This window comes from Citrobacter sp. RHBSTW-00599 (genome assembly GCF_013784065.1).
In the GTDB taxonomy this organism is placed as follows: domain Bacteria; phylum Pseudomonadota; class Gammaproteobacteria; order Enterobacterales; family Enterobacteriaceae; genus Citrobacter; species Citrobacter braakii.
This window is the reverse complement of sequence record NZ_CP056717.1, coordinates 347496-369580: the sequence shown is the minus strand read 5'-3', so window position 1 is coordinate 369580 and position 22085 is coordinate 347496. Positions and strand designations below refer to the sequence as shown.

Here is a 22085-nt window from a genome sequence, read left to right as displayed (position 1 = left end):
TACATAAGAACCGCGCTATTCTACTCAGTTTCCGGGGCTTCGCTTACCACTTTACGAAATATCGCCCGAAGCGCAGACAGGTCACCCATCGCCCCACTCTGATTAGCCAGGTTCCACTCCTCAACCGGAATGTCATCCCAGCTCAATATATACCCGGCATGAATCGCTAACTGTTCGAAAAAAATTCGCTGTGCCAGACCGCTGCCAATACGAAACGGATGCAGCATGTTGATTTCGCAATAATAGTGCGCAAGACGATCCACAAACTTATCTTCCGGTAACCCCACCAACCAGGACTCGTCTTCCAGGTCCTGCATCAGCGCATTGCCCTCTTTCTCGATATAAGCGAAATGACAAAAGCGGGTATCGCCCTGGTAAATATCCACTTCTCGCAGATGTCCCGCCCAGTCAAAAATATCCCGATACAGTTGGCGATGAATGGCGCACAGATGCGGCAAGCCCCGTTTAAGCGGGCCTAATTCGATAGTGGCCGCACGCAGCGCCGTCATTTCATACGCCGCCTGCGCCAAGCGCTGCGCCTGATGAATCCCCAGACGGTTACGCATGACATTCAGGCCCGGATACAAATAGGGATCGCGTCCATCACCGAATTTATCGCTCATAGTGCCCCCTCAACTCTTCAAGACGCGCCAGGGCGTCTTCCGTGCTCAGAGTCACCCGTGGAATATCCACGCCCTCCAGCCGCCGACTGGCCTGGAAATTGGCATTTCGCCGTTGTTCCCAGAGTCTGGACTTTTGTTTATCGGTGAGTTTTTTCACGTGACCTCCCTGAATGAGCCGACACTTGCCACAAGTATAAGCGGCAATTTCAGGTTACGCAGAGAAGGGGAAGAACGCGGACAGGAACTGCCCGCGCAAAATACGTTTACGGCAGGACTTTGGCAGACAGGATAACAATCGGTTTTGACGGGACATTCTGGTAAGGACCAACATCATGGGTCTGCACCTGAGAGATCTTATCCGCGACATCCATACCTTTCACAACTTTACCGAAGACCGCGTACCCAAAGTCGCGCTGGCCGTGATCGAGGAACGCATTGTCTGCAATGTTGATAAAGAACTGGCTGGTCGCGCTGTCTTTATCTGCTGTACGCGCCATGGCAATCGTGCCGCGGGTATTACGCAGTCCGTTATCGGCTTCATTCTTGATTGGCGGGTTAGGTTTCTTCTGCTGCATCTGCTCGGTAAAACCGCCGCCCTGCACCATGAAGCCAGGGATCACGCGGTGGAACGTGGTGTTGTTATAGAAACCGCTGTTGACATAATCGACAAAGTTTTGCACTGAAACCGGGGCTTTCTGACTGTTCAGCTCCAGCTCAATGTTACCGGCAGAGGTTGTCAGCAGGACATGCGGGTCACCTTTTGCTGCCAGTGCTGCGGGAGAAAGAGCAGAAAGAGCGAGAACAGCTGCAACAGCCGCCAGAGTCGATTTGAGCATGAGAATTCCTTAACAAGAGCAGAAATGAAGCAAGTGAATTGATTCTAAAGAGCCTTCAAGAACAAGGCCATCCCTTTACTTAATTTTACGTACTTGAAACAAATGTAACCTTATAGCCTCAAGATTCAATGCGATCTAGATCACATAAAAAAATGTAACGTAGCAAGTAATTACCAATAAACATTTAAATGCATCACTAAAGCGCCTAAAATCTGCCCGCTCACGGCGCAGTCAATGCGCCTAACACTTCTATACAGGCCAGTCATGACTAACAGCAATCGCATCAAGCTCACATGGATTAGCTTTCTCTCCTACGCCCTGACAGGCGCGTTGGTAATTGTCACCGGGATGGTGATGGGAAACATCGCAGATTACTTCCATTTGCCCGTTTCCAGTATGAGTAACACCTTCACCTTTCTGAATGCCGGCATTCTGATCTCTATTTTTCTGAATGCCTGGCTGATGGAAATTGTGCCACTGAAAACCCAGTTGCGCTTTGGCTTTATCCTGATGGTTCTGGCGGTCGCCGGACTGATGCTCAGCCATAGCCTGGCCTTGTTCTCAGCCGCCATGTTTGTACTGGGTCTGGTGAGCGGTATCACCATGTCGATTGGTACGTTCCTGGTGACTCAGATGTACGAAGGTCGCCAGCGCGGTTCCCGCCTGCTGTTTACTGACTCCTTCTTCAGCATGGCCGGCATGATTTTTCCGATGGTGGCAGCATTCCTGTTAGCGCGCAGCATCGAATGGTATTGGGTTTATGCCTGCATCGGCCTGGTATACGTCGCCATTTTCCTGCTGACCTTCGGCTGCGAATTCCCGGCGCTGGGTAAACACGCGCAGCAACCGGACGCGCCAGTGGTAAAAGAAAAATGGGGCATTGGCGTGCTGTTCCTGGCGATCGCCGCGCTGTGCTACATCCTCGGTCAGTTGGGCTTTATCTCCTGGGTGCCGGAATACGCCAAAAGTCTGGGCATGAGCCTGAACGACGCAGGTAAACTGGTCAGCGACTTCTGGATGTCTTACATGGTTGGCATGTGGGCATTTAGCTTTATCCTGCGTTTCTTCGATTTGCAGCGCATCCTGACCGTACTGGCGGGTGTGGCTACCGTCCTGATGTATCTGTTTATCACCGGTACGCCGGAGCATATGCCGTGGTTCATTCTGACGTTGGGCTTCTTCTCCAGCGCGATTTATACCACCATCATTACCCTCGGCTCCCAGCAGACGAAGGTCGCATCACCTAAACTGGTTAACTTCGTTCTGACCTGTGGCACCATCGGTACTATGCTCACCTTCGTGGTCACTGGCCCTATCGTGGCGCACAGCGGTCCGCTGGCGGCATTGCAGACGGCTAACGGCTTGTATGCGGTCGTATTCGTGATGTGCTTTATTCTTGGGTTCGTCACGCGTCATCGCCAACATAACGCACCCGCAACGCATTAATCTGAGTGCCGGATGGCGATGCTAACGCATCTTATCCGGCCTACAAGACAAGCTGTTCGTAGGCCGGATAAGGCGCAGACGCCCTCCGGCCTATTCCCGCGCCCTCTTCTTTCTCTGGTGCTGTAGGCCAATTCTTACAAAAACCCCTTAATTTGTACGCTATTTATACAAACACGAAAAGCCTGTTAATTCCGTAACTTATAAAAATGCAGTTAAATCAGCCATATACCCATTAAGGAGTATATAAAGGCGAATTTGATTTGCATCAATAAGCGGGGTTGCTGAATCGTTAAGGTAGGCAGTAATAGAAAAGAAATCGAGGCAAAAATGAGCAAAGTCAGACTCGCTATTATCGGTAATGGTATGGTCGGCCATCGCTTTATTGAGGATCTTCTTGATAAATCCGACGCTGCCAATTTTGATATTACCGTCTTCTGTGAAGAACCCCGCAAAGCGTACGACCGTGTCCACCTGTCGTCCTACTTCTCCCACCACACCGCCGAAGAACTTTCTCTGGTGCGCGAAGGATTCTACGAGAAGCATGGCGTTAAGGTGTTAGTGGGCGAGCGCGCAATCACCATCAACCGCCAGGAGAAGGTGATCCACTCCAGCGCGGGTCGTACGGTCTATTACGATAAGCTGATCATGGCGACAGGCTCTTATCCGTGGATCCCACCGATTAAAGGTTCGGAAACCCAAGACTGCTTCGTTTACCGCACCATCGAAGACCTCAACGCCATTGAGTCTTGCGCGCGCCGTAGCAAACGTGGTGCCGTCGTCGGCGGTGGCCTGCTGGGTCTGGAAGCCGCCGGTGCGCTGAAAAGCCTCGGCGTTGAAACCCACGTGATTGAATTTGCCCCGATGCTGATGGCCGAACAGCTGGATCACATGGGTGGCGAGCAGTTACGTCGCAAAATTGAAAGCATGGGCGTGCGTGTCCACACCAGCAAAAACACTAAAGAGATCGTCCAGGAAGGCACCGAAGCGCGCAAAACCATGCGTTTTGCCGACGGTAGCGAACTGGAAGTCGATTTCATCGTCTTTTCTACCGGTATTCGCCCACGCGACAAACTGGCCACCCAATGCGGCCTCGACGTTGCGCCGCGCGGTGGTATTGTGATTAACGATACCTGCCAGACTTCTGATCCGGACATTTATGCCATCGGCGAATGCGCCAGCTGGAACAACCGCGTGTATGGCCTGGTCGCTCCAGGCTACAAAATGGCGCAGGTTGCCGTTGACCATATTCTCGAAACCGAAAACGCCTTTGAAGGCGCGGATCTGAGCGCCAAGCTGAAGCTGCTTGGTGTTGACGTCGGCGGGATTGGCGACGCGCATGCGCGCACGCCGGGCGCCCGTAGCTACGTCTATCTCGACGAAAGCAAAGAAGTCTACAAACGCCTCATCGTTAGCGAAGATAACAAAACCCTGCTCGGGGCGGTTTTAGTCGGTGACACCAGCGATTACGGCAACCTGCTGCAGCTGGTGCTGAACGCCATCGAACTGCCGGAAAACCCAGACTCACTGATTCTGCCAGCTCACGCGGGCAGCGGTAAGCCGTCTATCGGTGTCGATAAACTGCCGGACAGCGCGCAGATTTGCTCCTGCTTCGACGTCACCAAAGGCATGCTGATCGCCGCTATCAACAAAGGCTGCCACACCGTTGCGGCGCTGAAAGCTGAAACCAAAGCTGGTACCGGCTGCGGCGGGTGTATCCCGTTGGTAACGCAGGTCCTGAACGCTGAACTGGCGAAACAGGGGATCGAAGTTAACAACAACCTGTGTGAACACTTCCCGTACTCGCGTCAGGAACTGTTCCATCTGATCCGTGTAGAAGGGATTAAAACCTTCGAAGAGCTGCTGGCAAAACACGGGAAAGGCTACGGCTGTGAAGTGTGTAAACCAACCGTAGGTTCCCTGTTGGCCTCCTGCTGGAATGAGTACATCCTCAAACCACAGCACACGCCGCTGCAGGACACTAACGACAACTTCCTGGCGAACATCCAGAAAGACGGTACCTACTCCGTGATCCCGCGCTCAGCGGGCGGAGAAATTACTCCTGAAGGCCTGGTGGCCGTGGGCCGTATCGCGCGTGAATTTAACCTGTATACCAAAATCACCGGTTCTCAGCGTATCGGCCTGTTCGGCGCGCAAAAAGATGACCTGCCGGAAATCTGGCGTCAGCTGATTGAAGCGGGCTTTGAAACCGGTCACGCATACGCCAAAGCCCTGCGTATGGCGAAAACCTGCGTAGGCAGTACCTGGTGCCGTTATGGCGTCGGCGATAGCGTCGGATTCGGCGTGGAGCTGGAAAACCGCTACAAGGGCATTCGTACCCCGCACAAAATGAAATTCGGCGTCTCCGGCTGTACCCGTGAATGTGCGGAAGCACAGGGCAAAGACGTGGGTATCATCGCCACTGAGAAAGGCTGGAACTTGTACGTTTGCGGTAACGGCGGGATGAAACCTCGTCATGCAGACCTGCTGGCAGCGGATATCGACCGCGAAACGCTGCTCAAATACCTTGATCGTTTCATGATGTTCTACATCCGTACTGCCGACAAACTGACCCGAACCGCACCATGGTTAGACAATCTGGAAGGCGGTATCGAATATCTGAAATCGGTCATCATCGACGACAAACTGGGGCTGAACCAGCACCTGGAAGAAGAGATGGCCCGTCTGCGTGAAGCGGTGGTCTGCGAGTGGACAGAGACGGTTAACACCCCATCCGCACAGGTTCGCTTCAAACACTTTATCAACAGCGATCAACGCGATCCGAATGTCCAGGTTGTGCCTGAACGTGAACAACATCGTCCAGCCACGCCCTATGAGCGTATCCCGGTGACTCTGGTGGAGGAAAACGCATGAGCCAGTGGAAAAACATCTGCAAAATCGATGACATTCTGCCTGCAACAGGCGTCTGCGCCCTGTTAGGTAGCGAGCAAGTTGCGATTTTCCGCCCGTATCACAGCGACCAGGTGTTTGCGATCAGCAACATCGACCCGTTCTTTGAATCCAGCGTGCTTTCTCGTGGGCTGATTGCTGAACATCAGGGCGAATTGTGGGTCGCCAGCCCGCTGAAAAAACAGCGCTTTCGCTTAAGCGATGGTCTGTGCATGGAAGACGAACAGTTCTCCGTGAAACATTACGAAGCGCGAGTGAAAGACGGCACGGTGCAACTGCGCGGTTAATAACTTTTTGGGAGGCGCAACGCCTCCCCTTTTTTGACGTATTTGTAGGTCTTTTATTTGTAGGCCTGATAAGCGTAGCGCTATCCGGCCTACGGTTACGATTTCTTTTTATTGTTTGTACTTCAAGGATAATCAACACATGTTCACAGACACTATTAATAAGTGTGCGGCTAACGCTGCGCGCATCGCACGCCTCTCGGCTAATAACCCGCTCGGATTCTGGATCAGTTCGGCAATGGCAGGAGCCTATGTGGGTCTCGGCATCATTCTTATTTTCACCCTCGGTAATCTGCTCGACCCGTCCGTACGTCCTCTGGTAATGGGTGCAACCTTTGGTATTGCCTTAACGCTGGTTATTATCGCCGGTTCTGAACTGTTCACCGGACACACGATGTTCCTGACGCTTGGCGTTAAAGCGGGCACCATCAGTCACGGTCAGATGTGGGCAATCCTGCCAAAAACCTGGCTGGGTAACCTGGTCGGATCCGTGTTTGTCGCTCTGCTTTACAGTTGGGGCGGCGGTAGCCTGCTGCCGGTCGATACCAGCATCGTCCATTCGGTGGCGTTGGCGAAAACGACCGCGCCAGCAACGGTCCTGTTCTTTAAAGGCGCGCTGTGTAACTGGTTGGTTTGTCTGGCAATCTGGATGGCAATTCGTACCGAGGGCGCAGCAAAATTCCTCGCTATCTGGTGGTGTCTACTGGCGTTTATCGCTTCCGGTTACGAGCACTCGGTTGCCAACATGACGCTGTTTGCCCTCTCCTGGTTCGGTCACCACAGCGAAGCCTATACCCTGTCAGGAATTGGTCATAACCTGTTGTGGGTGACACTCGGTAATACTTTGTCCGGTGTCGTATTCATGGGATTGGGTTATTGGTATGCTACGCCAAAATCGGAGCGTCCTGTTCCGGCAAAAATCAACCAGCCAGAGGCTACTGCCAATAATTAAGGGGTAATGTCGTGGATCATTTGCCTATATTTTGTCAACTACGTGACCGCGACTGCTTGATCGTCGGCGGTGGTGATGTCGCAGAACGCAAAGCGCGGTTACTGCTGGAAGCGGGCGCCCGTATAACGGTTAATGCGCTGGCGTTTATTCCGCAGTTCACCGTATGGGCAGATGAAGGCATGCTGACGCTGGTTGAGGGACCGTTCGACGAGTCCCTGCTCGACACCTGCTGGCTGGCTATTGCCGCCACCGATGACGATGCCGTCAACCAAAGCGTCAGCACCGCCGCAGAATCACGTCGTATTTTCTGCAACGTGGTCGATGCGCCAAAAGCAGCCAGTTTTATCATGCCCTCCATTATCGACCGCTCGCCGCTGATGGTGGCGGTCTCCTCCGGCGGTACATCGCCGGTGCTTGCCCGTCTGCTACGTGAAAGACTTGAATCTGTGCTGCCTCAGCATCTGGGCCAGGTCGCGCAATATGCAGGCAAGTTACGCGCCCGAGTGAAAGAACAGTTTGCCAGCATGGGTGAACGTCGCCGCTTCTGGGAAAAATTGTTCGTGAATGACCGCCTGGCGCAGTCGCTGGCGAACAGTGACCAGAAAGCCGTCGAGGAAACCACCGAGCAGTTGCTCAGTGAACCGTTGGACCATCGAGGCGAAGTAGTGCTGGTTGGCGCCGGTCCTGGCGATGCCGGGCTGCTGACGCTGAAAGGTCTACAGCAGATCCAGCAAGCGGATGTCGTGGTTTATGACCGTCTGGTATCCGACGACATCATGAACCTTGTACGCCGCGATGCCGACCGGGTGTTCGTCGGTAAACGCGCGGGCTACCACTGTGTACCGCAGGAAGAAATTAACCAGATCCTGCTGCGTGAAGCGCAACAGGGCAAACGCGTCGTGCGCCTGAAAGGTGGCGACCCGTTCATCTTTGGCCGTGGTGGCGAAGAGCTGGAAACCCTGTGCCATGCCGGTATTCCATTCTCCGTTGTGCCAGGTATTACCGCAGCATCCGGTTGTTCCGCCTATTCCGGCATTCCACTGACCCATCGTGATTACGCCCAGAGTGTACGTCTGGTCACCGGGCACCTGAAAACCGGCGGCGAGCTGGACTGGGAAAACCTGGCGGCAGAGAAACAGACGCTGGTGTTCTACATGGGCCTCAATCAGGCGGCGACTATCCAGGAAAAACTGATCGAATTTGGCATGCAACCCGATATGTCTGTCGCGCTGGTAGAAAACGGTACCTCCGTGAAGCAACGCGTTGTTAACGGGGTGCTTTCGCAACTCGGCGAACTGGCGCAGCAGGTTGAAAGCCCGGCGCTGATTATCGTCGGCCGCGTGGTTGGACTACGCGATAGGCTGAACTGGTTCTCGAACCATTAATTTAACGCTGAAAAATGCCCTGATGTTGGACTGCCCCCATAAAGTTGGACAGTTCATATTCAGGGCATTTATTTATCTTCCGATAGAAATAAATCAAAAACCGATACACGCTATATACTCGCCTCAGTAGCCCGACCGTCAATCATTAATTAAATGTATTTTTAAAACATTTAAATTTATTGAAAGCATATTTTATATAAAACTTGTTATATCCTAATCCGGACTACTTTAAGTTTATTTTAGTTGATATCTTAACCGCCGAGAAATGGATTTCATCCATTTAAAAATAGATATCTTACAAGGATTTTAACATGCTGAAATTTGCAAAAATCACTATCGTTGCTGGTGTTCTGGCTACGCTGACCGCGTGTACTGGTCATGTCGATAACAAAAAAGATAACTGCACCTACGATTACTTCCTGCATCCGGCAATTTCTATTTCTAAAATTATTGGTGGCTGTGGCCCGGCTGCAGATCTGTAACAGAAGCGATTGCGCAAATACAAAAAAACCGGGAAATCCCCGGTTTTTATATTTATAGGTTAAATGCTCATTCACACGTTACCGCACTTCTCGCCGAGCAGGTAGCGGGCCAGGGTTGTCAGTCCCTCCTCTCTCTTGATAAATATCCGACGCATTTTATATCTTCAGTAAATTGAATATTTATATCTTCATTAAAGTGATTGATATAAGGAAATATGCAAACGGCGAGGCGCTTCATATTTTTTGAGATTCACCAGCGAACAGGCGAAAAAAAACCGGGTAGAACCCGGTTTCTTCAGCAACGCAGAGCGCATTACGGCTTGGCGACAAAACCAATCGCTTCGTAAACCGCTTTCAGCGTAACAGACGCGCGTGCGCTGGCTTTTTCAGCGCCATCTTTCATCACCTGCTGCAGGAAAGCTTCATCGTTACGGAAACGGTGATAACGCTCCTGAAGCTCGGTCAGCATGCCGGAAACGGCCTCTGCGACTTCACCTTTCAGATGACCATACATCTTGCCTTCAAAGTGTTGTTCCAGCTCCGGAATGCTCTGGCCGGTAACGGCAGAGAGGATATCCAGCAGGTTGGAAACACCCGCTTTATTCTGCACGTCGTAGCGTACAACAGGCGGCTCTTCGGAGTCGGTCATCGCACGTTTGATTTTCTTAACCACGGATTTCGGATCTTCCAGCAGGCCGATCACGTTGTTGCGGTTGTCATCCGACTTGGACATTTTCTTCGTCGGCTCCAGTAGCGACATCACGCGCGCACCGGATTTAGGAATGAACGGCTCAGGCACTTTGAAGATGTCGCCATACAGGGCGTTGAAGCGCTGGGCGATATCGCGGCTTAGTTCCAGATGCTGTTTCTGATCTTCGCCAACCGGTACCTGGTTGGTCTGATACAGCAGGATGTCTGCCGCCATCAGCACCGGATAATCAAACAGACCGGCGTTGATGTTTTCCGCATAGCGTGCGGATTTGTCTTTGAACTGGGTCATACGGCTCAGCTCGCCGAAATAGGTGTAGCAGTTCAGCGCCCAACCTAACTGCGCGTGTTCCGGTACATGAGACTGGACGAAAATGGTGCTTTTTTCAGGATCGATACCGCATGCCAGATACAGCGCCAGCGTATCGAGCGTTGCTTTACGCAGCTGCTGAGCATCCTGACGAACGGTGATGGCATGTTGGTCAACGATGCAGTAGATGCAATGGTAGTCATCCTGCATGCTCACCCACTGACGCAGCGCACCCATATAGTTGCCAATGGTCAATTCACCTGAGGGCTGTGCGCCACTAAAAACGATGGGCTTAGTCATTTTTTGATTCCTGATTTTCGCTATGCGGAAGCCCGAGAACGGGCAGTAGTTCATTAATACGGTCGTAAATAACGTCGGGTTGGCTCAGCGCGATCGACTCGCCGTAGTTGTAGCCATAAGTCAGACCAACGGACGGACAGCCAGCAGCTTTTGCCGCCTGAATATCATTACGTGAATCCCCTACGAAGAGCAATTGCTCAGGCTTGATACCAAGCTTGCTTGCTACCAGCAGTAGCGGATCCGGATGCGGTTTTTTATTCTGCACGTCGTCACCACCGATGACCACGCTAAAGTATTTGGCGATATCTAACGCCTCAAGCAATGGCGCGACAAACGGGGTCGGTTTGTTGGTCACCAGACCCAGCGGCAATCCTTTCGCATGCATCGCGCCCAGCGTGTCGGCAACATCAGGGAACAGGAATGTCCCCTCTTCTGCGACATCGCCGTAGTATCTGTCGAACAGCTTACGCAAAATACGCACCTGTTCTTCGGCTGGGATATCATCATCAACGGGCGGTTTACCCATTGTCTTACGTAGTGTGGCGCGCTCCTGACGCGACCACGCCAACGCGCGCTCCATCAGTACATCTGCACCGTTGCCAATCCAGGTGATAACGCGTTCTTCACCAGCAATCGGCAGTTCCAGCGCATACAGCGCCATATCCACCGCTGCGGTTAATCCCGGCGCGCTGTCGACCAGCGTACCGTCGAGGTCAAATGCAACACCCCGAATATCCTGAAACTTATCCATGACTTACCTTCGCCAGTTCATTGCGCATTTTATCAATGACTTTTTTGTAGTCTGGTTGGTCGAAAATAGCAGACCCTGCGACAAACATATCTGCACCCGCCGCCGCGATTTCACCAATGTTGTTCACCTTGACGCCGCCGTCCACTTCGAGGCGGATATCGTAGCCAGATTCATCAATACGACGACGCACTTCGCGCAGCTTATCCAGCGTTTGTGGGATAAAGGACTGCCCGCCAAAGCCTGGGTTAACGGACATCAGCAGGATCACATCGAGCTTATCCATGACGTAGTCCAGATAGCTCAGCGGTGTTGCCGGGTTAAACACCAGGCCCGCTTTACAGCCATGCTCTTTGATCAGCTGTAAAGTGCGATCGACGTGCTCGGAGGCTTCCGGGTGAAAGGTAATGATGCTCGCGCCGGCGGCGGCGAAGTCCGGGACAATACGATCGACCGGTTTCACCATCAGATGAACGTCAATCGGGGCAGTAATGCCATATTTACGCAGCGATTTCAGTACCATCGGGCCGATGGTCAGGTTCGGTACGTAGTGATTGTCCATGACATCGAAGTGTACGACATCGGCACCGGCAGTCAGCGCTCTCGCGGTGTCCTCACCCAGGCGGGCAAAATCAGCCGACAGAATTGAGGGGGCGATCAAATACTGTTTCATCCGCTTCTCCTTGAGAATTATTTCTTCGCAGGCGTTACAACTCCTGGTTTATACAGTGCCAGCAGTTCGTTCACTTTTTTACGCGTGCCGCCATTGCTGCTAATGCTGCGCCGCACTTTGACCTGAAAATGTTTCGCCGATCGGTACCATTCGCGGGTATCGGGCGTGTCATGGTTCGAAATTAACACCGGGATCTGCTTACTGACCAGCTTTTCTGCCATCTCGGCCAGATGCGCCTGCTCTTTTGGGCTAAAGCTGTTGGTATGATACGCGGTGAAATTTGCCGTCGCCGAAAGCGGTGCATAAGGCGGGTCACAATAGACCACAGAGTTGCTATCCGCACGGTCCATGCACTCTTCATAGGAGAGACAATGGAACTCCGCATTCTGCGCTTTTTCAGCAAAATGGTACAACTCGGCTTCCGGGAAGTAAGGTTTTTTATAACGACCAAACGGTACATTAAACTCGCCGCGCAGGTTATAACGGCACAATCCGTTGTAACCAAAGCGGTTCAGATACAAGAACAGCACTGCACGGCGGAACGGATCCTGACTGGCATTAAATTCTTCTCTGAACCGATAGTACACCTCAGCCTGATTAGTTTCAGGCATAAACAGCTCACGCGAAGCCTGCACATACTCATCGGTACGTGTCTTCACGATGTTATAGAGACTGATAAGGTCGCTGTTGATATCGGCAAGAATATAACGAGAAAAGTCGGTGTTGAGAAACACCGACCCGGCACCCACGAAAGGTTCAATCAGGCATTCACCCTGAGGTAAATGCCGTTTGATATCATCAAGCAGGGGGTATTTTCCCCCTGCCCATTTCAAAAAAGCGCGATTTTTTTTCATGCTGACTAACTAATTACACCTTCTCCGGCTGTGGAGAAAGCTCCGACAGCATCCTGCGCTTTAGTCTTTGTCCCGCAATTGGGCGAAACAGCAAACCATTGCAGAACATATCCTATCTTACTTCAAATCGGCCTGAACCTGGTGCAGCGGTTTTGCCCACGGATTTTTCGCCTGAATATCGGCGGGTAGCGTAGACACTGCACGTTTCGCATCTTCTTTAGACGCATACACGCCTGTTACCAGAACATACCACGGTTGACCGTTACGCGTCGTCTGATACACCACGTAGTTTTTCAGGTTTTCTTTCTTCGCCCAACCGTTAAGGTTGTCGTAGTTAGAAGAACTGCTGAGCTGCAGCGTGTAATGGCTGGACGGCGCAGATTTTAACGCTCCGACATTTCCTGCACTTTTCGCTCCACCAGCAACAGGTGTTGACGTTGTTGCCGTCGCAGTTGGCGCAGGCGTTGTAGTCGCGGTTGCTTTCGGCTCAACGGTCGCCTTCGGCGTAGCGGTAACCACTGGTGCTTTGGTTGTAGTCGTCGGCGCAGTTGCAGTTGGTTTTGCCTGAGCAACAGGTTTCGGCTCTGTCTGCGTCGCTTTCACCGTAGTTTGCGGTTTGCTCTTCGGCTCAATAACGGCCTGTTTACGTTCCTGGTGTGTCGCAGCAGGGCGTTCAGTCGTTTCCGTTTTCGCAGTCTGGCGCACAGCATTACCATTACGAACTGGCGCAACGGTCGCCGGTTCGGTCGGCAGCGTAGAGTTAACCACTACATTGTTAACCTGCTCCTGGCCTTGCGGTTGCGTCAGAGCGTTGTTCAGATCGCCCTGCACTTCAACACGCTGCTGGCCTTCAGTTGCCGCAGGTGTCTGACCTTGAGTTGGGGTAGAGGAAATCGGCGGTAGGGAAACATCCTGCTGGGTATTGCCAGCGGTCTGCTCAGCGCCTGCTGCAGGCGTAGTCGTGCTCGCCTGATCCGTCGCGTTGTTGCCAGAAAGATCGATGCTCTTCTCGCCAGATCCAGCCTGCTCACTGGGAGATGATGAGGGGGCTTTCAGCGCAGAACCGATACCGATGATCAGCAGCAACAGCACCAGGACACCGACACCCATCATCATATACTGACGAGAGGCAGGCTTGCTGGCGGGTTTCTTACGCTTGCGCGGACGGCGTTCTACACGCTCTTCATCCACGTCATCGTCATCAGATTCATACTCTTCTTCAATGTCCCGTTCTTCTTCACGCTCTTTACGTGCGCGCGCAGGACGGCGATCGTCAGCATCCAGATCAACATCATCAAAATTGATTTGCGGCTCATTATCGCGTTCAGACGATTGACGAGAACGACCAGTACGACGATCGCTGGGATCGGGTTTCAGCTCGTCTTCTGGTTTGAATTCATCCATTTAACACCCCACTCAAAGGTTAATGCTTACGACTTTGCACATAACCTGAAGCTAAAAGACCTACGTTTCGCAACGCAAGCCAGACCTTTCTTGTTGTTACGCCGGCTGGCAATCAGCAATAGCGTTAAGAACCACCTCGTGCGACACTCCGCCGCGCACTTCACTCTTCCCTAATGCCAGCGGAAGCACTAAACGAATCTCTCCCGCTAACACTTTTTTATCTCGCAGCATGTGCGGCAGATAAGCCTCGCTGGACATTTCACGCGGTCCATTGACCGGCAAGCCCGCTCGCTGCAGCAGCGTAATGATGCGCTGCGTATCAGCGGAGGTAAACTGTCCAAGGCGTTCTGACGTACGAGCAGCCATTACCATACCTGCTGCAACGGCTTCACCATGTAACCAATTGCCATAACCCATTTCAGCTTCGATCGCATGGCCAAACGTGTGTCCCAGATTCAGTAAAGCACGTAAGCCCATTTCACGCTCGTCCGCTGCGACAACTTCTGCTTTCAGCTCACAACAACGACGAATACAGTACGCCATCGCCGGACCATCCAGACGCAATAACGCATCCAGATTTTCTTCCAGCCAACTGAAAAATTCACCGTCAAGGATGATGCCGTATTTGATCACTTCCGCCAGCCCCGATGCCAGCTCACGCGCAGGAAGCGTTTTCAGACAATCGAGATCCACCACCACGGACGCCGGTTGGTAAAACGCGCCAATCATGTTTTTACCGAGGGGATGGTTTACGGCGGTTTTGCCGCCAACGGAGGAGTCGACCTGCGACAACAGGGTTGTCGGGACTTGAATAAAACGAACACCACGCTGATAGCTGGCTGCCGCAAAACCGGTCAGATCGCCTATCACGCCGCCGCCAAGTGCGACTAACGTGGTATCACGACCGTGCGGTTTTTGCAGTAACGCAGTGAAAACCGTATCCAGAACCGTCAGGCTTTTATACTGCTCGCCATCGGGAAGGATAACGCTATCAACGTTAACACCCGCCTGTTCAAGTACGCCGCGAACCTTATCGAGATAAAGGGGAGCCAGGGTTTCGTTGGTCACCAACATAACCTGATCGCCCGATTTCAGCGGTAAGAATGAAGCTGGCTCATTAAACAAACCAGCCGCGATGGTGATAGGGTAACTACGTTCCCCGAGAGTGACTGTGATCCTCTCCATTACGCGACATCCACCTTAGTTACTTGTACCCGCAGACGAGTGTGTATTCAGCCAGAATTAGTTGCTTTCCAACATATGAATAATCTGGTTTGCTACGACTTTTGCGCTCTGATCGTCGGTGCGAATGGTCACGTCAGCAATCTCTTCGTACAGAGGATTGCGTTCGTCAGCCAACGCTTCCAGAACTTCACGAGGCGGCGATTCTACCTGCAGCAGCGGGCGTTTCTTGTCACGTTGAGTTCGCGCAAGTTGTTTTTCAATTGTCGTTTCAAGATAGACCACGACGCCACGCGCGGAAAGACGGTTACGTGTTTCACGTGATTTAACAGAGCCACCGCCAGTTGCCAGCACAATACCCTGTTTTTCCGTCAACTCGTTGATGACTTTTTCTTCGCGATCACGGAAGCCGTCTTCACCTTCTACATCGAAGACCCAGCCCACATCAGCTCCGGTTCGTTTCTCAATCTCTTGATCAGAATCGTAAAATTCCATATTGAGTTGTTGAGCTAACTGGCGCCCAATAGTGCTTTTTCCGGCACCCATAGGCCCAACCAGAAAGATATTGCGTTTCTCTGCCATTTTTTCGGTACTACTAAGACTATTCGTTAATGGTAAACCCGCTTCGCAGACACTCAGCGCAGCAGGACATGAACTGAAACCTCATAAGATATTGCGAGAGTCAGACTGAAAATTATCTCAATACTCAAGCGGGTTTGGCAACTGAATAAATCACCAAACCTTACGCATTTCTGGTCGTGGCAGGCATGCTACCCTGCAAACATCAGACCTGGCGACGTATCGCACAGCCAAATGACACCAAATAAGCCTATGACACACCACCAGAAAGGCAAAGCGTATTTACTGCCGCATAAGTAAAGAAAAGTACCGACACTCAAATCGGTACTCCTTGTATGCTAAATACACCCGCACGTCAAATCTCTGAAACGTGTTCAGTGCAAAAACAACGGCTTTTCATGCATAAGTTATTGCGTTGAAACCAGTCTGGGCGTAATAAAAACCACTAATTCACGCCGTTCGTCTTCTTTACCATCATGACGAAAGAGAGAGCCAAGCCAGGGGATGTCGCCCAACAGCGGCACGCTGTCGGCTGCGGATTTATTCTTATGTGAAAAAATCCCGCCCAGCGCAATCGTCTCGCCGCTTTTTACCTCGACCTGAGTTTCAATCTCCTGCTTATCAATAGCCAGAACTTCGCCATCCGCCTGCTGTAGCACCTGCCCGGGAACATTCTGGCTGATATGCAGTTTCAGTCTGATTCGTCCTTTCTGCAATACGGTGGGCGTGACTTCCATCCCTAATACAGCTTCCTTGAACTCGACGGATGTCGCGCCGCTTTCACCGCTGGAGACCTGATAAGGGATCTCACTACCCTGCTTAATACTGGCAGGTTGCAGGTGAGAAGCCAGTAAGCGTGGACTGGCGATGATGTCCAACTGCTGTTTTTGCTCCAGCGCAGACAGCTCCAGCTCGAGTAAACGACCGTTAATACGGCCAATGTTAAATCCCACACGGGATGTGGCTGTGGATACAGAAAGATCGCTGGCAAGCGTTGTGACGTTCCCCACAGCCCCCGATTGCTGTGCGTCAGCCAGCGACCACTTCACCCCCAGCTCACGCAAGCTTTTTTCATTAATCGTCACGATATGCGCCGCCAGTTCGACTTGTGCAACCGGCAGATCCATTTGCGCCACCCACGTTTCCAGTGCGTTAAGCGCAACGCTATTATCACGCAGCAGTAAGCGGTTGGTGCGTTTATCCACCGTCATGCTTCCTTTGGCGCTGAGCAGCTTTTCTCCGGCTTTTGCCAGCTCGGAGGCATCAGCATATTGCAAAATGATACTGCGATGTTCCAACGGCAGGCTGGCCTGAAGCCGTGCCTGCTCATTGTCCTGACGAGCCGCATTTTCACTCTGCCATTGAACAGAATGCACATGCAGAATGTTGCCTTCCTGACGTAATACCAGCCCGGCGCTTTTCACCACCGTTTGCAATGCCTGCTTCCAGGGCACATCCGTCAAATGCAGTGACAGCACACCGCTGACATCCGGTGAAACTACCAGGTTTTTCTTTTCCTGTTCGGCCAGCGCCTGCAATACCTGCACAACCGGCACATCATCGACCACCAGCGTCACGTTTTGTGATTTCGCCGCCAGTACGCTCTGAATCCCGACCACCAGTACGAGTACTATCCATGCCATCCATCGCTTCATTTATCGCTCCTTGTCGTTGCCACTGCCACTGCGACGGCTCGCAGTTTTTCCCTGTGTCGAGGGTTACGCTCTGGGCCGTTATCTGCGTAACCGTCCAACCGTTTTTCAGGACATCATTTCGCTCAACCCGCTGCCATTTTTTCTGGCTATCCTGAACAATGCCAATGGGTCGCGCGCGCTGGCTCAATATTCCCTGATAGCGCCATGCTGACAGCTCAGCAATTTGGCAACGGTCCTCCGGCGGCAGGAAGGGATTACGCATACCGGTGAGTATCAGTACGCTTACGCACGCCAACAGCCAGCGTTCAACCATCATTCAGGCGCTCCAGTTGTAGTGTTAACAGCAGCTCCGCACCTTCTGCGTAAAGAGAAAACCGGCTGACGTTCATCCCTTGCTCCGCTAATTGGACAAACATCGGCGGGATGGCATCCCAGCCTGGCTTCAGCGTCATTTCTCCGCCCTGTGCGGAGGGTTGCCAGTGGATAAGATGTGCAAGAGGAGTCTGAAACAGCAGTGGGGAGAACGGAATCAGCGTCTCTTCAGGCTCTTCTGGCGATGCCGCCAGCAGATATAAATTTCGCCATTGTGCCTGAATGGCCGCTCGTTGCTGATTTAGCGCCTCTTGTTGCATAACCCGTTTCTGCGCGGTGGAGCTGAGGCATAACATGACGACGATGAGCAGTCCCAGCATCCAGCCACAGCCGCAGATGAGCCGAAAGCGCGGCGACTGCGCTAACCAGCTATCACAAAGCGTTTTCATGCGCACCGCTCCGCATCAGTCGATAGTGGAATTGCCAGCGTCCCTGCGCATCCTGCTGCGTTTCGCCAGGGCTACCCAATTTAAACAGCGGCAGCTGGCGTAATTGCGCTTCCAGCGCCTTCAGCGCGGCAAAGCTCAGCGTGTTTCCCGTCAGTTCCAGTGTCTCCTGCTGCCAGGTTATTTTTGTTAACCACGCCTGCTCTGGCAGTAATTCCGCCAGCCTTTGTAAAACCCGCTGCCAGCTTCGGGTCTGCTCCCGCTGTTTGTTCCGCGCTTGAACCTGTTGCCATCGTTGCTGGCGCAGCTGCACACGCGGCTTTAGCGCCATTAAAGCCTCGGCCCGCGTCTTTTCGGCATCCGCTAACAACAATTCGACCTGGTTTTCTACGCTCAAAACGCTGTAATAGCGCAACAACACGCCGCTACTAAGCAGTAGCGAAGCGCCAAATAAAACACTCCAGAAGCGTAGGCAGGCGCGACGTCGCGTCTGGCGCCAGGGCAGAAGATTGATGGTCGCTATCATCAACATGTGCCTCCCATAGCGAGTCCCAGTGCAATGGTGAAGCGATGGCTTTGCGTTGGAATTGGCGGCTGGCGTACAGACACCACGCTTAAAGGATCGAAGCCGCTGGGATCGCATAGCGCAATGGCTGTCGTGGAAAGCGATAATGTCGCGGCAAGCTCGTCGATACAGCCAATATCGCCCGTTGATTTACGCCCCCATGCCGAACGGGTCGCCCATAGCCACTGGGTGTCATCACGCCATACCAGACACTGATGACGTTCTGGCAGGTAAGGTATAAATCGCTGTAACGCGCTGGCATCCGGCGTAATCGCCGTAACCTGCACCTTCAACGTTTGGATAAGCGTCAGAAGCGCTGAAATCTCTTTGCTTTGCGCGGCAGTGACGTTAAACGCCGGGCTTAACGTGTCTTCGCTATAATCAAAATGCAGCGCATCCGGCGCCATATCCAGTTCACGCGCCATCGAACCGGATAACCATGCTGCTTGCTCCGGCTCGCGCAACATCATTTCCGGACGAGGGTACTTTTTTTGTAACGTCCTGTTGGCAGGAAAAGAGAGATGAATATGGTGTCGGCGAGGAAGTTCCCGGCTCCACGGCAGTAGCGCTGCGACAAGCTGTTCAGGCTCGCGAATGTGGCCATCGACGATAACCTGAGGCGTCAGCGGTATACGCCACCAGCGCTGGAGAAACCAACCGGATGCGTCGTGAACTACGGCGACAGCCAGCGCTTCATGTTGCTGAATATGCAGACCAATTTTCCAAATATTGAAAGCCATTGCTGATGATCTCCTTATCACCCGTTGCTTTAACGGGTATATCAATGCGTCTGGCTTGCCTTTATACTACCGCGCGTTTGTTTATAAACTGCCCAAATGCCACTAAATGGGAAATCTCCAGTGAAGTTCGTAAAGTATTTATTAATCCTTGCAGTATGTTGCATCCTGCTGGGAGCAGGCTCGATTTATGGCCTCTACCGCTATATTGAGCCGCAATTACCTGACGTCGCGACGCTCAAAGATGTGCGTTTACAGATCCCGATGCAGGTTTACAGCGCTGATGGCGAGCTGATCGCGCAATATGGCGAGAAACGTCGAATCCCGGTCACCCTGGATCAGATGCCGCCGGTAATGGTTAAAGCCTTTATCGCTACCGAAGACAGTCGTTTTTATGAGCACCACGGGGTAGACCCGGTGGGGATATTCCGTGCTGCCAGCGTCGCGCTGTTCTCCGGCCATGCATCGCAAGGGGCCAGCACCATTACCCAACAGTTGGCGAGAAACTTCTTCCTGAGCCCGGAACGTACGCTGATGCGTAAGATCAAAGAAGTGTTCCTGGCGATCCGCATTGAACAACTGCTGAGTAAAGATGAGATCCTCGAACTGTATCTGAACAAGATTTACCTGGGGTATCGCGCTTATGGCGTAGGTGCTGCCGCGCAGGTCTATTTCGGTAAGACAGTTGATCAGCTCAGCTTAAGTGAAATTGCGGTGATTGCCGGTCTGCCAAAAGCGCCGTCAACCTTCAACCCCCTCTATTCGATGGAAAGGGCAACCGCGCGACGTAACGTCGTACTGTCGCGTATGTTGAGCGAAAACTACATCACGCAGGCCCAGTACGATCAGGCGCGCGGAGAAGCCATTGACGCCAACTACCACGCGCCGGAAATCGCCTTCTCCGCGCCGTATCTCTCTGAGATGGTGCGCCAGGAGATGTATAACCGTTATGGCGAGAAAGCCTATGAGGACGGGTATCGCATCACCACCACCATTACGCGCAAAGTACAGCAGGCGGCTCAGCAGGCAGTACGTAACAACGTGATGGATTACGACATGCGCCATGGTTACCGCGGCCCGTCGAACGTGCTGTGGAAAGTGGGCGAAAGCAGTTGGGACAGCAAGAAAATCACCGATACGCTGAAAGCGCTACCGACTTATGGTCCCCTGCTACCGGCGGTTGTTACCAGCGCCAATCCGCAGGAAGCCATTGCCGCGCTGGCGGATGGTACGTCAGTGTCATTACGGATGGATGGCATGCGCTGGGCGCGTCCTTACCGCTCGGATACCCAGCAAGGCCCGACGCCGCGCAAAGTGACTGATGTGGTGCAAACCGGGCAGCAAATCTGGGTACGCCAGGTTGGCGATGCCTGGTGGCTGGCGCAAGTACCGGACGTCAACTCCGCACTGGTCTCCATCAATCCGCAAAACGGCGCGGTGCTGGCGCTGGTCGGTGGTTTTGACTTCAACCAGAGCAAGTTTAACCGTGCAACCCAGGCGTTACGCCAGGTGGGTTCCAACATCAAACCATTCCTGTATACCGCCGCGATGGATAAAGGTCTGACGCTGGCGAGCATGCTTAACGACGTGCCGATCTCCCGCTGGGATGCCGGCGCGGGTTCCGACTGGCAGCCGAAGAACTCACCGCCGCAATACGCCGGTCCTATCCGCTTACGTCAGGGGCTGGGTCAGTCGAAAAACGTGGTGATGGTACGCGCCATGCGCGCGATGGGCGTGGATTACGCGGCAGAGTATCTGCAACGTTTCGGCTTCCCGGCACAAAACATTGTGCACACCGAGTCGCTGGCGCTGGGTTCTGCCTCATTCACGCCGTTGCAGGTGGCGCGCGGTTATGCAGTGATGTCTAACGGCGGCTTCCTGGTCGATCCGTATTTCATCAGTAAAATCGAAAGCGATATGGGCGGCGTTATCTTCGAGGCGAAGCCGAAAATTGCCTGTCCGGAATGCGATATTCCGGTGATTTATGGTGATACCCAGAAATCTAACGTGCTGGAAAACAGTAACGTCGAAGATGTCGCCGTCTCGCAGGAACAGCAGAATGCCGCCGTGCCTATGCCTCAGCTTGAGCAGGCAAACCAGGCGCTGGTCGCGCAAAGCGGCACGCAGGAGTACGCTCCACACGTGATCAACACGCCGCTGGCCTTCCTGATTAAAAGCGCCCTGAACACCAATATCTTTGGTGAGCCGGGCTGGATGGGAACCGGTTGGCGTGCAGGTCGCGATTTACAGCGCCATGATATCGGCGGGAAAACCGGGACCACCAACAGCTCTAAAGATGCATGGTTCTCCGGCTACGGGCCAGGCGTGGTGACGTCGGTATGGATCGGGTTTGATGACCATCGCCGCAATCTCGGACACACGACGGCTTCTGGGGCGATCAAAGACCAGATCTCCGGCTACGAAGGCGGCGCAAAGAGCGCACAGCCTGCCTGGGATGCCTATATGAAGTCCGTGCTGGAAGGCGTGCCTGAGCAGCCGCTGACGCCGCCGCCGGGTATCGTGACGGTCAATATCGATCGCAGCACCGGTCAACTGGCAAGCGGTGGCAACAGCCGCGCAGAATACTTCATTGAAGGCACTCAGCCGACGCAACAGGCGGTGCATGAGGTGGGGACGACCATTATCGATAATGGTGAGACGCACGAACTGTTCTGATTCCTGACCGATCAAAAAAAG

Annotated in this window: 22 protein-coding genes and 1 pseudogene; 7 read left to right on the top strand and 16 right to left on the bottom strand. The window is 53.0% G+C overall.

From position 1 onward, the window contains the following. Positions 1-20: 20 nt before the first annotated feature. The 3 genes from HV243_RS01680 to ppiA all read right to left on the bottom strand — a co-directional run bounded on the left by HV243_RS01680 (position 21) and on the right by ppiA (position 1459). Positions 21-623 (bottom strand): putative adenosine monophosphate-protein transferase Fic, encoded by a 603-nt coding sequence (locus HV243_RS01680; protein ID WP_053388949.1) that lies wholly within the window; start codon positions 621-623, stop codon positions 21-23. Next, positions 613-780 (bottom strand): YhfG family protein, encoded by a 168-nt coding sequence (locus tag HV243_RS01675; protein ID WP_016157626.1) that lies wholly within the window; start codon positions 778-780, stop codon positions 613-615. The genes HV243_RS01680 and HV243_RS01675 overlap by 11 nt, the downstream gene beginning before the upstream one ends. 106 nt (positions 781-886) lie before the next feature. Next, the gene (gene ppiA, locus HV243_RS01670) at positions 887-1459 is read right to left on the bottom strand and encodes a peptidylprolyl isomerase A (protein WP_003023595.1); all 573 of its coding nucleotides are present in this window, start codon (positions 1457-1459) and stop codon (positions 887-889) included. Between the two features lie 264 nt (positions 1460-1723). On the opposite strand from ppiA, the gene tsgA reads away from it, so the two are divergent. The 6 genes from tsgA to HV243_RS01640 all read left to right on the top strand — a co-directional run bounded on the left by tsgA (position 1724) and on the right by HV243_RS01640 (position 8915). Next, complete coding sequence (gene tsgA / locus HV243_RS01665) at positions 1724-2905, top strand: MFS transporter TsgA (RefSeq protein WP_016154778.1); 1182 nt, start codon at positions 1724-1726, stop codon at positions 2903-2905. A 327-nt stretch (positions 2906-3232) separates the two neighbouring features. Further along, the gene (gene nirB, locus HV243_RS01660; protein ID WP_016154779.1) at positions 3233-5776 is read left to right on the top strand and encodes an NADPH-nitrite reductase large subunit; all 2544 of its coding nucleotides are present in this window, start codon (positions 3233-3235) and stop codon (positions 5774-5776) included. After that, on the top strand, positions 5773-6099 hold the full coding sequence (gene nirD / locus HV243_RS01655) for a nitrite reductase small subunit NirD (protein ID WP_016154780.1): 327 nt from the start codon (positions 5773-5775) through the stop codon (positions 6097-6099). The genes nirB and nirD overlap by 4 nt, the downstream gene beginning before the upstream one ends. Before the next feature lie 139 nt (positions 6100-6238). Beyond that, positions 6239-7048: a nitrite transporter NirC gene (nirC, locus tag HV243_RS01650; RefSeq protein WP_053388950.1), complete on the top strand. Its 810-nt coding sequence runs from the start codon at positions 6239-6241 to the stop codon at positions 7046-7048. An 11-nt stretch (positions 7049-7059) separates the two neighbouring features. Next, on the top strand, positions 7060-8433 hold the full coding sequence (gene cysG / locus HV243_RS01645; RefSeq protein ID WP_053388951.1) for a siroheme synthase CysG: 1374 nt from the start codon (positions 7060-7062) through the stop codon (positions 8431-8433). 311 nt (positions 8434-8744) lie between these two features. Continuing rightward, a complete protein-coding gene (locus tag HV243_RS01640) occupies positions 8745-8915 on the top strand; it encodes a YhfL family protein (protein WP_016154783.1) in 171 nt (56 codons plus the stop codon). Positions 8916-8992: 77 nt separating this feature from the next. Here the strand turns inward: HV243_RS01640 and HV243_RS25450 are convergent. The 13 genes and pseudogenes from HV243_RS25450 to HV243_RS01580 form a co-directional block, all read right to left on the bottom strand. Further along, positions 8993-9070: pseudogene (locus tag HV243_RS25450) on the bottom strand (hypothetical protein); the annotation flags it as partial. Positions 9071-9228: 158 nt separating this feature from the next. Next, the gene (trpS, locus tag HV243_RS01635; RefSeq protein ID WP_016154784.1) at positions 9229-10233 is read right to left on the bottom strand and encodes a tryptophan--tRNA ligase; all 1005 of its coding nucleotides are present in this window, start codon (positions 10231-10233) and stop codon (positions 9229-9231) included. Beyond that, a complete protein-coding gene (gene gph / locus HV243_RS01630) occupies positions 10226-10984 on the bottom strand; it encodes a phosphoglycolate phosphatase (RefSeq protein WP_016154785.1) in 759 nt (252 codons plus the stop codon). The genes trpS and gph overlap by 8 nt, the downstream gene beginning before the upstream one ends. Next, on the bottom strand, positions 10977-11654 hold the full coding sequence (gene rpe / locus HV243_RS01625) for a ribulose-phosphate 3-epimerase (protein WP_181603925.1): 678 nt from the start codon (positions 11652-11654) through the stop codon (positions 10977-10979). The genes gph and rpe overlap by 8 nt, the downstream gene beginning before the upstream one ends. 17 nt (positions 11655-11671) lie before the next feature. After that, positions 11672-12508 carry an adenine-specific DNA-methyltransferase gene (gene dam / locus HV243_RS01620; RefSeq protein ID WP_016154786.1) on the bottom strand — a complete coding sequence of 279 codons (837 nt, stop codon included), beginning with the start codon at positions 12506-12508 and terminating at the stop codon, positions 11672-11674. A 117-nt stretch (positions 12509-12625) separates the two neighbouring features. Next, entirely contained in the window at positions 12626-13912 is a 1287-nt protein-coding gene (gene damX / locus HV243_RS01615; RefSeq protein WP_046274532.1) for a cell division protein DamX, read from the bottom strand. A gap of 96 nt (positions 13913-14008) precedes the next feature. Then, positions 14009-15097 (bottom strand): 3-dehydroquinate synthase, encoded by a 1089-nt coding sequence (aroB, locus tag HV243_RS01610; RefSeq protein WP_016154788.1) that lies wholly within the window; start codon positions 15095-15097, stop codon positions 14009-14011. Positions 15098-15154: 57 nt separating this feature from the next. Next, positions 15155-15676 (bottom strand): shikimate kinase AroK, encoded by a 522-nt coding sequence (gene aroK, locus HV243_RS01605; RefSeq protein ID WP_003023552.1) that lies wholly within the window; start codon positions 15674-15676, stop codon positions 15155-15157. Between the two features lie 404 nt (positions 15677-16080). Continuing rightward, a complete protein-coding gene (gene hofQ, locus HV243_RS01600) occupies positions 16081-17328 on the bottom strand; it encodes a DNA uptake porin HofQ (RefSeq protein ID WP_016157631.1) in 1248 nt (415 codons plus the stop codon). Beyond that, positions 17231-17644 (bottom strand): HofP DNA utilization family protein, encoded by a 414-nt coding sequence (locus HV243_RS01595; protein ID WP_019078152.1) that lies wholly within the window; start codon positions 17642-17644, stop codon positions 17231-17233. The genes hofQ and HV243_RS01595 overlap by 98 nt, the downstream gene beginning before the upstream one ends. Next, the gene (locus tag HV243_RS01590; protein ID WP_019078151.1) at positions 17634-18089 is read right to left on the bottom strand and encodes a hypothetical protein; all 456 of its coding nucleotides are present in this window, start codon (positions 18087-18089) and stop codon (positions 17634-17636) included. The genes HV243_RS01595 and HV243_RS01590 overlap by 11 nt, the downstream gene beginning before the upstream one ends. Next, entirely contained in the window at positions 18073-18612 is a 540-nt protein-coding gene (locus tag HV243_RS01585) for a PilN domain-containing protein (RefSeq protein WP_049040657.1), read from the bottom strand. The genes HV243_RS01590 and HV243_RS01585 overlap by 17 nt, the downstream gene beginning before the upstream one ends. Beyond that, positions 18612-19391, bottom strand: coding sequence for a hypothetical protein (locus tag HV243_RS01580; protein WP_016157634.1), 780 nt, complete (start codon positions 19389-19391; stop codon positions 18612-18614). The genes HV243_RS01585 and HV243_RS01580 overlap by 1 nt, the downstream gene beginning before the upstream one ends. 120 nt (positions 19392-19511) lie before the next feature. On the opposite strand from HV243_RS01580, the gene mrcA reads away from it, so the two are divergent. After that, positions 19512-22064 carry a peptidoglycan glycosyltransferase/peptidoglycan DD-transpeptidase MrcA gene (mrcA, locus tag HV243_RS01575; protein ID WP_016157635.1) on the top strand — a complete coding sequence of 851 codons (2553 nt, stop codon included), beginning with the start codon at positions 19512-19514 and terminating at the stop codon, positions 22062-22064. Positions 22065-22085 lie beyond the last annotated feature (21 nt).

Bases quoted from the DNA above. Each gene is read 5' to 3' on its own strand.
- HV243_RS01680 (WP_053388949.1), bottom strand. From the start codon at position 623: ATGAGCGATAAATTCGGTGATGGACGCGATCCCTATTTGTATCCGGGC.
- ppiA (WP_003023595.1), bottom strand. From the start codon at position 1,459: ATGCTCAAATCGACTCTGGCGGCTGTTGCAGCTGTTCTCGCTCTTTCT.
- tsgA (WP_016154778.1), top strand. From the start codon at position 1,724: ATGACTAACAGCAATCGCATCAAGCTCACATGGATTAGCTTTCTCTCC.
- nirB (WP_016154779.1), top strand. From the start codon at position 3,233: ATGAGCAAAGTCAGACTCGCTATTATCGGTAATGGTATGGTCGGCCAT.
- nirD (WP_016154780.1), top strand. From the start codon at position 5,773: ATGAGCCAGTGGAAAAACATCTGCAAAATCGATGACATTCTGCCTGCA.
- nirC (WP_053388950.1), top strand. From the start codon at position 6,239: ATGTTCACAGACACTATTAATAAGTGTGCGGCTAACGCTGCGCGCATC.
- HV243_RS01640 (WP_016154783.1), top strand. From the start codon at position 8,745: ATGCTGAAATTTGCAAAAATCACTATCGTTGCTGGTGTTCTGGCTACG.
- trpS (WP_016154784.1), bottom strand. From the start codon at position 10,233: ATGACTAAGCCCATCGTTTTTAGTGGCGCACAGCCCTCAGGTGAATTG.
- gph (WP_016154785.1), bottom strand. From the start codon at position 10,984: ATGGATAAGTTTCAGGATATTCGGGGTGTTGCATTTGACCTCGACGGT.
- rpe (WP_181603925.1), bottom strand. From the start codon at position 11,654: ATGAAACAGTATTTGATCGCCCCCTCAATTCTGTCGGCTGATTTTGCC.
- dam (WP_016154786.1), bottom strand. From the start codon at position 12,508: ATGAAAAAAAATCGCGCTTTTTTGAAATGGGCAGGGGGAAAATACCCC.
- damX (WP_046274532.1), bottom strand. From the start codon at position 13,912: ATGGATGAATTCAAACCAGAAGACGAGCTGAAACCCGATCCCAGCGAT.
- aroB (WP_016154788.1), bottom strand. From the start codon at position 15,097: ATGGAGAGGATCACAGTCACTCTCGGGGAACGTAGTTACCCTATCACC.
- aroK (WP_003023552.1), bottom strand. From the start codon at position 15,676: ATGGCAGAGAAACGCAATATCTTTCTGGTTGGGCCTATGGGTGCCGGA.
- hofQ (WP_016157631.1), bottom strand. From the start codon at position 17,328: ATGAAGCGATGGATGGCATGGATAGTACTCGTACTGGTGGTCGGGATT.
- HV243_RS01595 (WP_019078152.1), bottom strand. From the start codon at position 17,644: ATGATGGTTGAACGCTGGCTGTTGGCGTGCGTAAGCGTACTGATACTC.
- HV243_RS01590 (WP_019078151.1), bottom strand. From the start codon at position 18,089: ATGAAAACGCTTTGTGATAGCTGGTTAGCGCAGTCGCCGCGCTTTCGG.
- HV243_RS01585 (WP_049040657.1), bottom strand. From the start codon at position 18,612: ATGATAGCGACCATCAATCTTCTGCCCTGGCGCCAGACGCGACGTCGC.
- HV243_RS01580 (WP_016157634.1), bottom strand. From the start codon at position 19,391: ATGGCTTTCAATATTTGGAAAATTGGTCTGCATATTCAGCAACATGAA.